Annotated in this window: 11 protein-coding genes; 7 read left to right on the top strand and 4 right to left on the bottom strand. The window is 65.6% G+C overall.

The window, feature by feature from the left end:
• Positions 1-184: 184 nt before the first annotated feature.
• Positions 185-556 carry a hypothetical protein gene (locus G333_RS0109115; protein WP_018937781.1) on the top strand — a complete coding sequence of 124 codons (372 nt, stop codon included), beginning with the start codon at positions 185-187 and terminating at the stop codon, positions 554-556.
• A 361-nt stretch (positions 557-917) separates the two neighbouring features.
• On the opposite strand, the gene G333_RS0109110 is transcribed toward G333_RS0109115, so the two are convergent.
• Entirely contained in the window at positions 918-3,443 is a 2,526-nt protein-coding gene (locus tag G333_RS0109110) for a bifunctional diguanylate cyclase/phosphodiesterase (RefSeq protein WP_019628272.1), read from the bottom strand.
• Positions 3,444-3,771: 328 nt separating this feature from the next.
• On the opposite strand from G333_RS0109110, the gene G333_RS0109105 reads away from it, so the two are divergent.
• Both G333_RS0109105 and G333_RS0109100 read left to right on the top strand, forming a co-directional pair.
• Positions 3,772-5,091 (top strand): DEAD/DEAH box helicase, encoded by a 1,320-nt coding sequence (locus G333_RS0109105; RefSeq protein ID WP_019628271.1) that lies wholly within the window; start codon positions 3,772-3,774, stop codon positions 5,089-5,091.
• 781 nt (positions 5,092-5,872) lie between these two features.
• Positions 5,873-7,102: a methyl-accepting chemotaxis protein gene (locus G333_RS0109100; protein WP_019628270.1), complete on the top strand. Its 1,230-nt coding sequence runs from the start codon at positions 5,873-5,875 to the stop codon at positions 7,100-7,102.
• Between the two features lie 103 nt (positions 7,103-7,205).
• On the opposite strand, the gene G333_RS0109095 is transcribed toward G333_RS0109100, so the two are convergent.
• The gene (locus tag G333_RS0109095) at positions 7,206-8,759 is read right to left on the bottom strand and encodes a DUF255 domain-containing protein (protein ID WP_019628269.1); all 1,554 of its coding nucleotides are present in this window, start codon (positions 8,757-8,759) and stop codon (positions 7,206-7,208) included.
• A 115-nt stretch (positions 8,760-8,874) separates the two neighbouring features.
• Between G333_RS0109095 and G333_RS0109090 the strand changes: the two genes are divergently transcribed.
• The 4 genes from G333_RS0109090 (at position 8,875) to lysS (ending at position 12,999) form a co-directional block, all read left to right on the top strand.
• The gene (locus tag G333_RS0109090; protein WP_018937777.1) at positions 8,875-9,339 is read left to right on the top strand and encodes a phosphate-starvation-inducible protein PsiE; all 465 of its coding nucleotides are present in this window, start codon (positions 8,875-8,877) and stop codon (positions 9,337-9,339) included.
• 170 nt (positions 9,340-9,509) lie between these two features.
• Complete coding sequence (locus G333_RS0109085) at positions 9,510-10,298, top strand: hypothetical protein (RefSeq protein ID WP_018937776.1); 789 nt, start codon at positions 9,510-9,512, stop codon at positions 10,296-10,298.
• Between the two features lie 87 nt (positions 10,299-10,385).
• Positions 10,386-11,484, top strand: a protein-coding gene (prfB, locus tag G333_RS0109080; RefSeq protein ID WP_155984856.1) for a peptide chain release factor 2 whose coding sequence is annotated in 2 segments (ribosomal slippage) — positions 10,386-10,457 and positions 10,459-11,484 — 1,098 coding nt in all. Because the reading frame shifts where the segments join, the coding sequence is not laid out codon by codon here.
• 24 nt (positions 11,485-11,508) lie between these two features.
• Positions 11,509-12,999, top strand: a complete 1,491-nt coding sequence (lysS, locus tag G333_RS0109075; protein ID WP_019628268.1) for a lysine--tRNA ligase — start codon at positions 11,509-11,511, stop codon at positions 12,997-12,999.
• A 64-nt stretch (positions 13,000-13,063) separates the two neighbouring features.
• Here the strand turns inward: lysS and G333_RS0109070 are convergent, their stop codons facing one another.
• Entirely contained in the window at positions 13,064-13,534 is a 471-nt protein-coding gene (locus tag G333_RS0109070; protein ID WP_019628267.1) for a PepSY domain-containing protein, read from the bottom strand.
• Entirely contained in the window at positions 13,531-13,791 is a 261-nt protein-coding gene (locus G333_RS0109065) for a hypothetical protein (protein WP_019628266.1), read from the bottom strand. The genes G333_RS0109070 and G333_RS0109065 overlap by 4 nt, the downstream gene beginning before the upstream one ends.
• Positions 13,792-13,833: the final 42 nt, after the last annotated feature.

Genomic DNA, 13,833 nt, shown 5'->3' with positions numbered 1-13,833 from the left:
AACTCAGGGCACTCTAGGGCGTGCCGCGGGCCGCTCCAAATGGCCGGATGGCGGGCGGGGCGGCCCGGTGCACGGGTTGGCGTGCGTGGGCGCCGCACATGGCCTACAGTCGGGGAGCGTGCCCGGCGGATGGCAACCGTGGGCATGCATGGAAACAACAAAAACAGAAAAGGATGGAGTGCATATGTCGATTCAGATTGCAGTGGTGGGACTTGGCCGGGTGGGCGGCCGCTTCCTGGAGATGTTGCTGGAGTCCGGTCTGCCCGGAATGACGATCTGCGCGGCCTCGGAGCAGGGCGAGACCGAGGGGCGCCGGCTGGCCGAGGCGAAGGGGATCCCGCTGGAGTCGGTCGCGGATCTCGTGGCACGCGGGGATCAGGTGGATGTGATCTTCGATCTGACCGGGCAGCCGCAGGTCCGCCAGGAGCTGCGCGAGGGGATGCAGAACAGCGGTAACCGGCATACCGTGGTGGCGCCGGAGGTGATGGCGCACATGACCTGGGCCATGCTGACCCGCGAGGCCCCGCCGGACGTGCACGGCAGTACGGGGTACTGATTGAGCGCCGCGTCGCCTCGTTCGAAGGTGGGGCGAAGGGCTTGATTCGGTCACGAAAGGCCGCCTTCGGGCGGCCTTTTTGTGTCTGGCTGGCGCGCAGGCGTTGAGAAGTGAGGCGAAACGACACGCGGAATGATTGCTTGCTGGTTCGAGCTGATGGTGGGTGCCTGTCCCCTTGATGTCATCCCGGCCGTAGCGCAGCGCAGAGCCGGGATCTTCGGTGTTGCGGTGGCCGGCCGGCGGATCCCGGATCACCGCTACGCGGTGTCCGGGATGACGGGGTGGGGTTGGGCGGTGTCCGGGATGACGAGGTGTGTGTTGCGTGGTGTCCGGGACGGCGGGGTGGTGTGGAGGGGCCGCTTCAGACCAGGCGTGTCTCCAGGCAGTCGGCGAGGGCGAGTGGCGCCATGGCCCTTGAATGAATCCATCCCTGGTAGAGGTCGCAGCCGATCGTCCGGAGGAGATCCCGCTGCGCCGTGGTCTCGACGCCCTCGGCCACCAGGGTCAGGCCCAGGCTGTGGCCGAGGTGGACGATGGAGCGCAGGATCATGTCGGATTCCGGGTCCTGGCCGATGTCGGCGATGAACGAGCGATCGATCTTGAGCTTGTCGATCGGCAGTGACTTCAGGTAGGCGAGCGAGGAATAGCCGGTCCCGAAATCATCCAGCGATACGCGGATGCCCAGGGCCTTCAGTCCGCGAAGCTGATCGCGGGTCAGTGCGACGTCCGCCATGGCCACGGTCTCGGTGACCTCGATCTCGAGGCGCTCGGGCGGGGCGCCCGTGGCTTCGAGGATCGCGCCGAGGCGCTGGACGAGGTCGTGTTGGCGGAACTGCATCGCGGAGACGTTGATGGCGACCCGGAGCTCGAGACCCGCACGGGACCACTGGGCGAGCTGCTCGCAGGCCTCGGAGATGACCCACTCGCCCAGTGGCAGGATCAGGCCGGTGGCCTCGGCGCTGGTGATAAAACGGGTCGGGGCAACGGGACCAAGCTCGCTGTCGGTCCAGCGGGCCAGAGCCTCGACGCCGATGACGCGATTCGACGCCACGTCCACCAGCGGCTGATAGTGCAACTCGAGGCCGTCGTTCCCGAGCGCCTGCTGGAGGCGTTGTTGCAGGCGTTGCTCTTCGTGCACCTGGGCATCCAGGTGTTGCGAGAAGAAGGCATAGGTGTTGCGTCCGGAGTGCTTGGCCTCGTACATCGCCATGTCGGCGTAGCGAACCAGGCTCCGTTCGTCGCGGGCATCGCGCGGAAACAGGGCGATGCCCAGGCTTCCGGTGGAGGTCAGTCTGCGGGCCTGTTCGGTCTGGAACGGGCTGGTGAAGATGTCGAGGATGCGCTCGGCGATCGCGCCGATGGCCTGTTCGTCTCCGACGTTGGTCAGCAGGATCATGAACTCGTCGCCGCCGAAACGCCCGATGGTCGCCTCCTGGTCCAGGGCGCCCTGAAGTCGGGCGGCCACGGCCTTCAGCAGCTGGTCGCCCTCGTGATGGCCGAAGGTGTCATTGACCATCTTGAAGTTGTCGAGATCCAGCAGCATGACGGCGATCGGGTGGCCGTGACGTTCGGCCTGGGCGATCCCCTGCGTCAGGCGGTCGTGCAGGAGCCAGCGGTTGGGTAGTTCGGTCAGGCTGTCGTGGGTGGCCTGGTGCTGGATCCGCGCCTCGCGGCGCTGGCGGTCGGTGATATCGCGGATGAACGCGGTGATGCGGCGGCCTTCGCTGTCGTCGAAAGCATTCAGGCTGATGTCCAGCGGGAACTCGGTGCCGTCGATGCGGCACCCGCGCAGGTGGGGCACCTGCCCCATGGTGCGGCGGTTGATGGTGTGGGCATGTGCCCGCCGGTGCATGCGGTGGCGTTCGCGCAGGCGTTCGGGGACCAGCCGCTCCACCGGTTGCCCGATCAATTGCTGGCGTGGATAGCCGAACAGGCGTTCGATGTTGCGATTGGCCATCACGATACGGCCGTCCATGTCGGTGACCAGCACGCCGTCGGGGGCCGTCTCCACCAGTTGCTGGTAACGCTGCTCGCGCATCTCGATATCGCGGTGGGCCTGGTGCAGGCGCTGGAGGGGCGAGCGTACGCTTTCCAGGAACAGGCCCTGGTAGATCAGGAGATACGCCGCGAGCTTGTACAAATGGCCGAGTACAAACGGGGTATCCGTCAGGTCTTCGTAGAACATGAAGAACATCCCGCTGCCGATGCTGATGACCAGGGCGGCGGCGACCAGGGGCATGCCCGGACGTTGCAGGAGCTCACGGCGCAGGGCGAGCAGGGCCAGGGTGGCCAGGTGCAGGCCGATCACCAGCGCCTCCAGCCCCATCTTGATGGGCGTGAGCCCGCTGACCGGGTCGAACAGGAGCGGGATGATTTCCGCATGCCAAAGTCCGATCCACGCCAGCAAGGCGACCAGCAGAAGGCTCCCGACCAGGTAGACAAGACGGGGTGGACCGTCGCTTTGCGAGACCATGGGCAGGGCCACGTAGGCGAGCAACGCCGCGGCCGCGACCAGGCGCGCGGCCAGCCAGAACAACAACGTCTGTTGTGACGAGTTCGGGGTGATGAAATCCGGCATGGCCGGATAGGTCATCAGGTGCAGGAAATCAAGCAACGCGACCGCCAGGAAGGCGCACGCCAGCAGCAGAGAAGCGGCCACGCGGCGGCGGTCGATTACGTGGTAGCCCACCGCGAATACCAGTACTGCCACAACCACCGCGAACAACTCCGCGCCCGTGTGGAAAGCGGTCAGGTGTTCGCTGGGCAGGATGCGCGGCAGCTCCGCCCCGAGCATCCAGATCGCCAGCGGTAACAGCAGTAGCGCCAGCAGAACGCCGGAGGCGAGGGCAACATGTTGCCGCAGGTACCGATCGGAACCCGAAATCATCGGGCTCTAAGTGCACACATTGTTGGACAACTCCCCTGGACGCATCCTTATGGGCGGGTCGCGTCGGCCTGACCGTTGCTGCGTGGGCATCGGTTTCTTTGAAATGAAGCTAGCGGATATTCCCGCACAAAACAAATATATATCCGATGGGGTATGGAGCGGTGTCTTTTCATTGACAAAAGGCGTATAGTGCCCGGATCGAACGCCCCGCCCGTCAGCGTCCGTTCATTTGATCCAGAGCCTTCCGGCTCGCAGTGATCCCCCTGATTTCGTTTCCCCCGATGGGTGCTCTGTGTTGAACGAGTGGCGGGTGGCGTTGGAGCATTCCATGACTGATACGACCTTTGCCGACCTCGGGTTGGCCGATACCCTTTTGCGTGCGCTGGAAACCTCCGGGTACCAGCACCCGACCCCGATCCAGGCCCAGGCCATCCCGGAAGTCCTGAAGGGAGGCGACCTGCTGGCCGCCGCCCAGACCGGCACCGGCAAGACCGCCGGCTTCACCCTGCCGATCCTGCAGCGCCTTTCCACCTCGGATGCGCCGCAGGCCGGCAATGGCCGCCCGCGTTGCCTGGTGCTGACCCCGACCCGCGAGCTGGCCGCGCAGGTTCACGAATCCGTGAAGACCTACGGGCGCAATTTGAAGATGCGCTCGATGACGATCTTCGGCGGTGTCAACATGAACCCGCAGATCAAGGCGCTGCGTGACCGCATGGACATCGTGGTGGCGACACCGGGTCGTCTGCTGGATCACGCCAATCAGAAGACCATCGACCTGTCCGGTGTGGAGATCCTGGTCCTCGACGAGGCCGATCGCATGCTCGACATGGGCTTCATCCGTGACATCAAGAAGCTGATTGCGATGATGCCGAAGAGCCGCCAGAACCTGATGTTCTCGGCGACCTTCTCCGACGAGATCCGCAAGCTGGCCAACGGCCTGCTGAACAACCCGGCGGAGATCGACATCGCGCCGCGCAACACGACCGCCGAGGGCGTGAAGCAAAGCGTGCACTTGGTCGAGACCAGCCAGAAGCGCGAGCTGCTGAGCCACCTGATCCGCACCAACAAATGGGAACAGGTGCTGGTGTTTACCCGCACCAAGCATGGCGCCAATCGCCTGGCCGAGAAGCTGTCGAAGGATGGCGTGCGCTCCGAGGCGATCCACGGCAACAAGAGCCAGGCGGCGCGCACCAAGGCGCTGAAGCAGTTCAAGTCCGGCCAGGTGCCGGTCCTGGTAGCCACGGATATCGCCGCGCGCGGGCTGGACATCGACCAGCTGCCGCAGGTCGTCAATTTCGAGCTGCCGAACGTGCCGGAGGACTACGTGCATCGCATCGGTCGCACCGGGCGGGCCGGCTCCGACGGCGCCGCGCTGTCACTGGTGGACGGTGAGGAGATCAAGCTGCTGAAGGGCATCGAACGCCTGATTCAGCGCCCGATCGACCGTATCGAAACCGAGGGCTTCGCCACGCCGAAGCCGGCTGCCAATGACGGCAACGGCAATCGCCGTGGTGGTCCGGGTGGCAAGCCGGGCGGAGGCGCCCGCAGTGGCGCCCCGCGCAACGGTCGCGGTGGCAAGCCCGGTGGGGGTCGCGGCGGCAACGGTCGCCCGTCCGCCAACGGCAACCGCGCGGCTCGCAGCCGGTAAGCGGACCCGCTAACGCAGTACCGCGAACCCGCGGTCCCGAGTCTCGGGCCCGCGGGTTTTTTGTGTCTGGGTATCGGGGGTGAGGCGAGTGCCCGCTCAAGGGCTTTATTCACCACGAAGCGCACGAAGAAGGTCAAGGCCAAAGGCCTATCAACTCAGAGGACACAGAGAAAGGACGAATTCTGTCCGGAACGTCTGTTAGCCATGGCCGCTGGCCCGACCGCTGAAACCAAGCGAGCCCCTGCTTCAAGTTGAAAGCCTTTCCATTTTCTCCGTGAACTCCGTGTCCTCTGTAGCGCGATCGGCCTTGATGTCCTTCGTGTCCTCATGCGCTTCGTGGTGAGACGATTTCCTGATTAGCGATAAGAGTCAGCCAGTGCCGGGGGGCCTTTGGGGGGCGTGCATGGCCCGCCCCGGGGCACTTGGATCCAGGCCTTGTTGGGGATGTCACCATCGCGGAGCGCCTTACCCCTGCCTGGTCATCCCGGCCGGAGCGAAGCGAAGAGCCGGGATCTCCCCCGTCTGGGCAACCCCCAACCGCAGAGATCCCGGATAACCGCTACGCGGTTTCCGGGATGACCAAGCTGGGGGCGGCTGGAAACCCGGGCCGGCACGGTCATTGGGCCTGGCTGATGATTGTTGCTAATCAGGAGCGATTTTTGGCTTGTGTTGGGACCCGAGGTTGACCCGGATCAAGACGATAGGGCCGGGGCGGATGGATACTGTGTCGGGCTCAAGACCGGGATCGGCTGGTCGTTAAGAGACGGAAAGGAGGGCGTCGATGAAGATTGGACCGTTGGGTGGGCTGCGACTGAAGCTGATTATCCTGGTGATCGTGGTGAGCACCGTGCCGTTGTCCATCATGGGCGGGGTGACCTTCCACACCATGAAGGGTGATCTGGCCGCGGGTGTGGACGCGGCGCTGGTGAGCCAGTTGTGGTGGCTGCTGTGGGTGCTGTGGATCGTGGCGTTCGTGGTGGCGCTGGGTATTGGCTGGTTCTACGCCAATGTGCTGACGCGCCCCATGGAGCGCCTGGCCGAGGGGCTGGAGGCGATCGGCGAGGGCCGTGCGGATCTCGGGCACCGAGTGGAGGTGACGACCGACGACGAGATCGGGCGCACCGGCGCGGCCTTCAACACGGTGATGGGCCGGCTTTCGGGGCTTATCCGCCAGGTTGCCGACGCGGCGGACGGGATTGCCGCCTCGGCGCGGCAGCTGGATGGGCGCAGCAATGAACTGACGCGTGCCACCCACGAACAGCGCGGTGATGTGGAGCAGGTGGTCACGGCGATGAACCAGATGTCTGCCACGGTGCAGGAGGTCGCCAACAACACGCAGAGCACGGCCGAGAGTGCGGGGCAGGCGACGCGTGCGGCGGAAGGCGGGCGCACCGTGGTGCAGGCGACCCAGGGTGCGATCAACACGCTGGCCGGCGAGATTCGTCAGGCGAACAATGTGATCGTGGAGCTGAAAGGGGACAGCGACAACATCGGCACGATCCTGCAGGTGATCGAGGAGATCGCCGAGAAGACCAACCTGCTGGCACTCAACGCGGCCATCGAGGCGGCGCGGGCCGGCGAGGCCGGGCGGGGCTTCGCGGTGGTCGCGGACGAAGTGCGCCACCTGGCGCAGCGCACCAACGACTCGACCGGGGAGATCCGCGAGATCATTCAGCGCCTGCAGGGCGGGGCTACCCGTGCGGTGCAGGCGATGGAGGTCAGCCAGCAGCATGCGGAGACCTCCGTGGCGAAGGCGGGCGAGGCCGGCGAGACCCTGGAGTACATCCACGACTCGGTGACCGCCATCGACGACATGACCCGCCAGGTGGCCAGCGCGACCGAGGAGCAAAGCCAGGTGGCGGAAGAGATCAACCGCAACATCCACCACATCAACGATATTGCCGTGCGCAACGCCGACGGGGCGAACGAGATGCAGCAGGCGGTGGAGGCGCTGGAGGCCTTGGCGCAGCAGCTACAGGGCGAGGTTGCGGGGTTCCGTCAACAGGCGTAACGGCCGAGCCAGGCGCAGCGCAGGTTCGGCTCGCCATCCTGGGAAACTGGGGGTGGTGTGTTGTGACGCCGGATAAGCGACCGCAAGGCCTTGCAACGGGGCTTCAGAAGCCCCGGCGCAGGGCGTCGAAGCCCAGAGCGACGTCGTCGGGGTCGGCACCGGGCTCGATGCGCAGGCGTTCGCGCACCATGTTGCGATCGATGTGGGATTCCTCGATGGCGGTGCCCGGCAGACGGTAGAGCCACCAGGCCAGCGCCGCCTGGGTGCGGGTCTCCGACCAGGGTTCCAGGTCGGTGCCGATCCGCTCGGCGTGGGCGCCCAGCTCCTCGTTGAAGAACGGTTCCAGCCGGTCCAGTGCCGCGAGCGGGTCGGGCATCTCCGGTGGCTCGCCGTCCAGTGCCTCCGTGGCGCGCGCCAGCTCCTGGCGGGCGATCTCCGGCCAGATCTGCGAGGGCAGGTAGCCTTCCATCGCCGGGCGACCCGCCGCGGTGATGCCGTGCAGGTAGCCCTGTTCGGTCTGCAGGTAGCGATCCAGCGCCCGAAGGGCCTCGTGTGCCCACTCCAGTGTGTCCCTGTCTTCCAGCACTCGCGCCATGTTGGCGAGGGCGGCGATCGCCTGGCCCGAGGTGTCGGCGTAGGTGTTGCGGTCGACCTGCGGCGGGTCGGTTTGCGTGCGCGTCTCCGGGTCCAGCTGGTAGTAGTCGCGGTCGGCGTACTGGCTGTTGCCGAAGCGCAGCTGGCGGCTGTCCCACAGGTGGTCTTGCAGGTAGTCGCGGATGCCGCGGGCGATCTCGGCGTAACGCTCGTCGCCGGTGGTGTCATGGGCCTCGGAGAACAGCCACAGGAACGCCGCGTTCTGGTCCAGGCGCTTGGAGGTCTCCAGTGCCAGGACGGGGTCGCGCTGGTCCGGATCGTGAAAGAAGAAGAAGCCGCCTTCGACCTCGTCGTAGAGGTCCTCCGCGATCTGGTCGAGTAGCCCGGGCATGCGATCCCGCCACCCTTCGGCGGTGAGCAGGAAGCGATAGGTCCAGGGCTGCGGGCGCTTGCTGAGGGTGCCGAAGGTGGCGCTGCCGCTCAGGCGGTCGGCGCGGGCATCGTAGACCTCGTCGAGCATCTCCATGAAGGCTTCAAGATCGTCGATCGCGGCATCGTCCGGCGTGATCTCGCGACCGGTGACCGAGAACATGTCCCGCTGGGCCACCAGGATGTTCTGCAGGTCGCGGGCATTCACGTGACCGGTAAAGCGGGTCAGCATCTCGTCCTCGTGATTCACGATGACCACGAAGGGCAGGCCGCGGCCACCGTAGCGCCGGAACAGATCCGCACGTTCGTCCAGATCGACCAGGACCGGGATGTAGTGCTGGTCGATGGTGTCCACCACGTCGGGGTTCTCCAGGGACTCGTCCTGGAAGTCGCGGCACCAGGTGCACCACTGGCCGTGAAAATAAAAGAAGATGGGCCGCTCGCGTGCCTCGGATTCCTCGAAAAGCTGGCTGTCCCAGTCCTGCCAAGAGATCGCGGAATCGGCGGGGTAGTCCTCCGCGGCGGCCGGCAGCGCGAGCAACAGCAGGACGAGTCCCGCGCCGAGTCCGCATGCGGCGGACCACTGGATGCGGCGTATGGCGGGCAGCTTCTTGATGTCGATGGATCGAGTCATGGCGGGTGCTTCAGATCGTTGTGTCTATTGGTATAGACCAATGGGAGAATTGAGCGTTCGTGCCCGGGGCGGGTGGTAGGATGGCCGGACTTATTGGGGCAATTCTGGTGAATGCATGAACGTCGAACGCGCCGGGCGCCGCGCCCTGCATCATGTCGAAGTGGCCGTGCTGGTGGTGATCGCCGTCGCCACCGTGATCGCGATCCTGCAGGAGATCGCCACCATGGTCTCGGCGATGTGGGTGGGGTTGGCCGACCTGCTGTTGCTGTTCATCTTTCTTGAGGTGCTGGCGATGGTCGGGATCTACTTGCGTTCCGGGCGTCTCCCGGTGCGCCTGCCGATCTACATCGCGATCGTCGCGCTGGCGCGTTACGTGATCATCGACATGAAGGACATGGACGTATGGGAGCTGATCGCGGTGACTGCCGGGGTCCTGATTCTGGCGGGCGCAGTGTTGGTGCTTCGCTACGGGCATGTCCGGCTCCCGTATGACGACGAAGGTCGCATGACGCCGGGGATCGAGGACGATCCGGCGAAGGAGCGCGACGTGCCGAAGGGGCGCTACGGGTCCGATCGATGACACGTCCGGGTGCAAGCCGGCGGGTGATTCACCTGCTGCCCGGCCTGTGGGCAGCGCCCGAGGGCGCGGTGGCCGGGGCGCCTCCGCTCTCTGTGCGACGTCTGGCGCGCTGGCTCGGACGGGCGCGGAGCGGGGTCAGCGGCACGGAAGCACCAGGGTGGGAGGCCGCGTTGGCCGAGCGGCTCGGATACCGGCCAACCGCTTCCGGCTGGCGAACCTGGCTGGTCCAGCCGGTGCAGCTGACTGCGGGGATGAAGGACCTGGTGGCCTATCCGGTGGAGCCGGTGTCGGAGGCCGAGCGCGAGGCCTTGTGGTCGGCTGCACAGCCGGAACTGGAGGCGGCCGGGGCGACCTTGGCGCTGAGTGAAGACGGCTTGTGGGAGATGCGGATGGACGCCGAGGGCGATGCGTCGGGCCCGCCACCGTCGATCGGCATGGGGCGCGCCATGGTGGCGCCGTCGATGCAGGGCGATGTAGCTCGGCGCCTGCAGGTGCTGGCCAACGCCTTGCAGATGGCCTGGTTCCAGCACCCGGTGAATCTGGCGCGCGAGCGGGAGGGGCGTGGAGCCGTGCATGGCCTCTGGCCCTGGTCGCCCGGGCATCCCGGTGGCCCAACGAGTGTGGGCCGTGTGTGTGGCGGCGGTGTGGTCGCGCACTGGCTGGCGCGGGGCGCCGGCATCGATTGGGCGGCCGACCCGGCGGCCGACCCGGCGGAATCCGGCGATACCGTGGTCGTCGTCGAGGCACTGGAGGCGGCCCCGTCGCTCGAGCGCCGGCTCGAGCTTCTGGAGTCGGTTGCCGACGACGTGGTGGCACCGAAGCTGCGGGCTCTGCTCCGTGGCGGCCTGGGCGCGCTGGAATTTGTTGATCCGCAATCCACGGCCGGGTCAGGCGCCGGCGCCCTGGTGCTGGAACGCCGCGACGCGCTGGCGTTCTGGCGCCGTCCCCGCCGGCCCTGAAGCCGCTGTCGGGTGTTATACTGCGCGGCTTTTCTCGCCACGTGATCGAACCTGCCGTGCGCGCCACGGCACCCGACGGAAACTGCCATGGAACTGAACGCGCTGTATTCCCTGATCGATGACCTGAAAGGCCGCCTGGAAGGCCTTAGGGGGTATCTTTGACTACCCTGCCAAGGAAGAACGGCTAGAGGAAGTCCAGCGCGAGCTGGAGCAGAACCCGGATATCTGGAACGACCCGGAGCAGGCCCAGGCGCTGAACAAGGAGCGGGCCCAGCTTGAGGGCGTGGTGGTCAACATCCGCGAGATCGGCACCCAGCTGGACGAGAGCCGGGACCTGCTGGAGATGGCCGAGGCGGATGGCGACGAGGAGACGGCGGCGTCAGTCGAGGCCGATGTGGAGGCGCTGACCGCGCGTATCGAGGGCCTGGAGTTTCGCCGCATGTTCTCCGGCGATATGGACGAGGCCAACGCCTATCTCGATATCCAGGCCGGTTCCGGGGGCACAGAGGCCCAGGACTGGGCCAACATCCTGCTGCGCATGTACCTGCGCTGGGCCGAGCACAAGGGTTTCAAGGCGGAGGTCACCGAGCTCTCCGAGGGCGAGACCGCCGGGATCAAGAGTGCGACCGTGCACATCCAGGGCGAGTACGCCTTCGGCTGGCTGCGCACCGAGACCGGCGTGCACCGGCTGGTGCGCAAGTCGCCGTTTGATTCCGGCAACCGCCGGCATACCTCGTTCGCGTCGGTGTTCGCCTCCCCGGAGATCGACGAGAACTTCGAGATCGAGATCAATCCGGCCGATCTGCGGGTCGATACCTATCGCTCCTCCGGCGCCGGTGGTCAGCACGTGAACACCACCGACTCGGCGGTGCGCATTACCCACGTCCCGACCGGAGTGGTGGCGGCGTGTCAGGCCGGGCGTTCGCAGCACAAGAACCGCGAGATGGCGATGAACCAGCTGCGCGCCAAGCTGTACGAGCGCGAGTTGCAGGAGCGCAATGCCGAGAAGCAGGCGGTGGAGGACACCAAGTCCGACATCGGCTGGGGCAGCCAGATCCGCTCCTACGTGCTGGATCAGTCGCGGATCAAGGATCTGCGCACCGGCGTGGAGGTCGGGAACACCCAGGGTGTGCTCGACGGCGACCTCGACCCCTTTATTGAAGCCAGTCTCAAGAGTGGCTTGTAAGTCTATCTATTGCATGGATTTCTGATGACCGAAACCACTGACGAGAACAAGCTGATCGCGCAGCGCCGCAGCAAGCTGAACGAGCTGCGCGCGGCCGGTCCGGCGTTCCCCAACGATTTCCGTCGCGATGCGCTGGCGGGTGCGCTGCACGCCGCGCACGACGAAACCGAAGGCGAGGCGCTGGAGGCCCGGGGGATTCGCGTGACGGTTGCCGGGCGCATGGTCGGCAAGCGCGTGATGGGCAAGGCAAGCTTCATCCGCCTGCGTGATCAGTCGGGCGACATCCAGTTGTTCGCGCAGCGCGACAGCCTGCCGGAGGGCGTGTACCCGGCGTTCAAGCAGTGGGATCTGGGCGATATCGTCGGTGGCCAGGGCACGCTGTTCAAGACCAAGACCGGGGAATTGACGGTCCAGCTCGACGAGCTGCGTCTGCTGACCAAGAGCCTGCGTCCGCTGCCGGAAAAATTCCACGGCCTGACCGATCAGGAACAGCGCTATCGCCAGCGCTACGTGGACCTGATCACCAGCCTGGACAGCCGCGAGCTGTTCCGCACCCGTACCCGGATCGTGCGCTACATCCGCGAGTACTTCGAGGGTCAGGATTTCATCGAGGTGGAGACGCCAATGATGCAGGTGATCCCGGGCGGGGCGACCGCGCGGCCGTTCACCACCCATCACAACGCGCTGGATATGCCGCTGTACCTGCGCGTCGCGCCGGAGCTGTATCTCAAGCGCCTGGTGGTCGGCGGCTTCGAGAAGGTCTTCGAGATCAACCGCAATTTCCGCAACGAGGGGTTGTCCACGCGGCACAACCCCGAGTTCACCATGCTCGAGTTCTACGAGGCGTTCGTGGATTATCGCGCGCTGATGGATCGCACCGAGGCCCTGCTGCGCGGGCTGTGCGAGGACGTGCTGGGCACGACCACCATTGAGTACCAGGGCGAGAGCTACGATTTTGGCAAGCCGTTCACCCGCATGAGCGTGCGCGAGGCGATCCTGGCCCACAATGCCGAGATCGCGGACGCCGACCTGGACGACATCGAGAAGGTGCGCGCGCACTGCGAGCGCCTGGAGATCCCGAACAAGCCGAGCTTCGGTCTGGGCAAGCTGTGGACCGAGATCTTCGAGTACACCGCCGAGAACCAGCTGCGTCACCCGACCTTTATTACCGCCTATCCGACCGAGGTCTCGCCACTGGCGCGGCGCAACGACGATGACCCGTTCGTCACCGATCGCTTCGAGTTGTTTGTCGGCGGGCGCGAGATCGCGAACGGCTTCTCCGAGCTGAACGATCCGGAAGACCAGGCCGAGCGCTTCCGCGCCCAGGTCGCGGAGAAGGACGCCGGTGACGACGAGGCCATGCACTTTGATGCCGATTACATCCGTGCGCTGGAGTACGGCCTGCCACCGACCGCCGGGGAGGGCATTGGCATCGACCGCCTGGTGATGCTGCTGACCGACAGCGCCTCGATCCGCGACGTGCTGCTGTTTCCGCACCTGCGCCCGGAGGCCTGAACCCTCGCGCGTCGATCATGCCGACCGGGCTCGGTTCGAGGACGGCGAAGGGGGCAGCGTTTCGTCAGTCGCGTTCGAGTGACAGCAGCGTAAAATCTTCGCCATCGAGTCGGATGTTCAGCTCGTCGCCGTCTTCGGTGATGCCCTCGAGCTCGATGACGCCGTCGTCTTCGAACTCGATCTCCTTGAAGCGGAGCATGCCGTGATCCCGCGCGACGGCCGCTGAGCGGAGAATCATCTGGGCGGTCATGCCCGCCGCGTGATCGGGGTCGCGTACGCGTTCTTCGCGAAGCAGATCACCATCCAGATTAAACCGGGTCTCCATGCGCAGCTGTGCGTCGTCCCAGCCCTTGAGGACGAATTCCCGGTCACTTTCTGCCTCCAGTTCCTCGAAGGTCTCGAAACCGTGTTCCTGGCCGATGTCGACGATGGCCTCTATCGACTCGAGCGCGATGGTGTCGGACTGACCCGGGCTACACGCGGCAAGAAGAAGGAGGGCCGGGGCAGCGGCAAGCGAGAGAAGGCGAAGATTCATGAGTTCGAGACCTGATAGGGCGTTGGGGCCGATACAGGCGAGTTTAGTTCTACGAATGCAAGGCAGCCAGCGCGCGTCAGGGAAAATGCACATTCATCAGCGTTTCCCTGGGTTCGATCGCGCTTGAGTTTCAGGATTGGGAAGCCCTCGATACTCAGTTTGATCTCGATTTCCGCGTCCCGCGAAGTCTCGTTCTCGTTCTCGAGCTCGTTGGCGTTCCAGCCTTCCAATTCAAAGCGACGGGCACCCTCGTCCACTCGATCTCTTTTGGGTATCGATGTAGACGAGGCACCTTGAAG

It is taken from the genome of Thioalkalivibrio sp. AKL10 (assembly GCF_000381845.1).
GTDB classification, from domain to species: Bacteria; Pseudomonadota; Gammaproteobacteria; order Ectothiorhodospirales; family Ectothiorhodospiraceae; genus Thioalkalivibrio; species Thioalkalivibrio versutus.
The sequence above is the reverse complement of the archived record's forward strand: the minus strand, read 5'-3'. Positions and strand labels throughout refer to the sequence as shown.

Excerpts from the sequence above, each read along its gene's own strand:
- G333_RS0109115 (WP_018937781.1), top strand. The coding sequence starts at position 185 with ATGTCGATTCAGATTGCAGTGGTGGGACTTGGCCGGGTGGGCGGCCGC.
- G333_RS0109110 (WP_019628272.1), bottom strand. The coding sequence starts at position 3,443 with ATGATTTCGGGTTCCGATCGGTACCTGCGGCAACATGTTGCCCTCGCC.
- G333_RS0109105 (WP_019628271.1), top strand. The coding sequence starts at position 3,772 with ATGACTGATACGACCTTTGCCGACCTCGGGTTGGCCGATACCCTTTTG.
- G333_RS0109100 (WP_019628270.1), top strand. The coding sequence starts at position 5,873 with ATGAAGATTGGACCGTTGGGTGGGCTGCGACTGAAGCTGATTATCCTG.
- G333_RS0109095 (WP_019628269.1), bottom strand. The coding sequence starts at position 8,759 with ATGACTCGATCCATCGACATCAAGAAGCTGCCCGCCATACGCCGCATC.
- G333_RS0109090 (WP_018937777.1), top strand. The coding sequence starts at position 8,875 with ATGAACGTCGAACGCGCCGGGCGCCGCGCCCTGCATCATGTCGAAGTG.
- lysS (WP_019628268.1), top strand. The coding sequence starts at position 11,509 with ATGACCGAAACCACTGACGAGAACAAGCTGATCGCGCAGCGCCGCAGC.
- G333_RS0109070 (WP_019628267.1), bottom strand. The coding sequence starts at position 13,534 with ATGAATCTTCGCCTTCTCTCGCTTGCCGCTGCCCCGGCCCTCCTTCTT.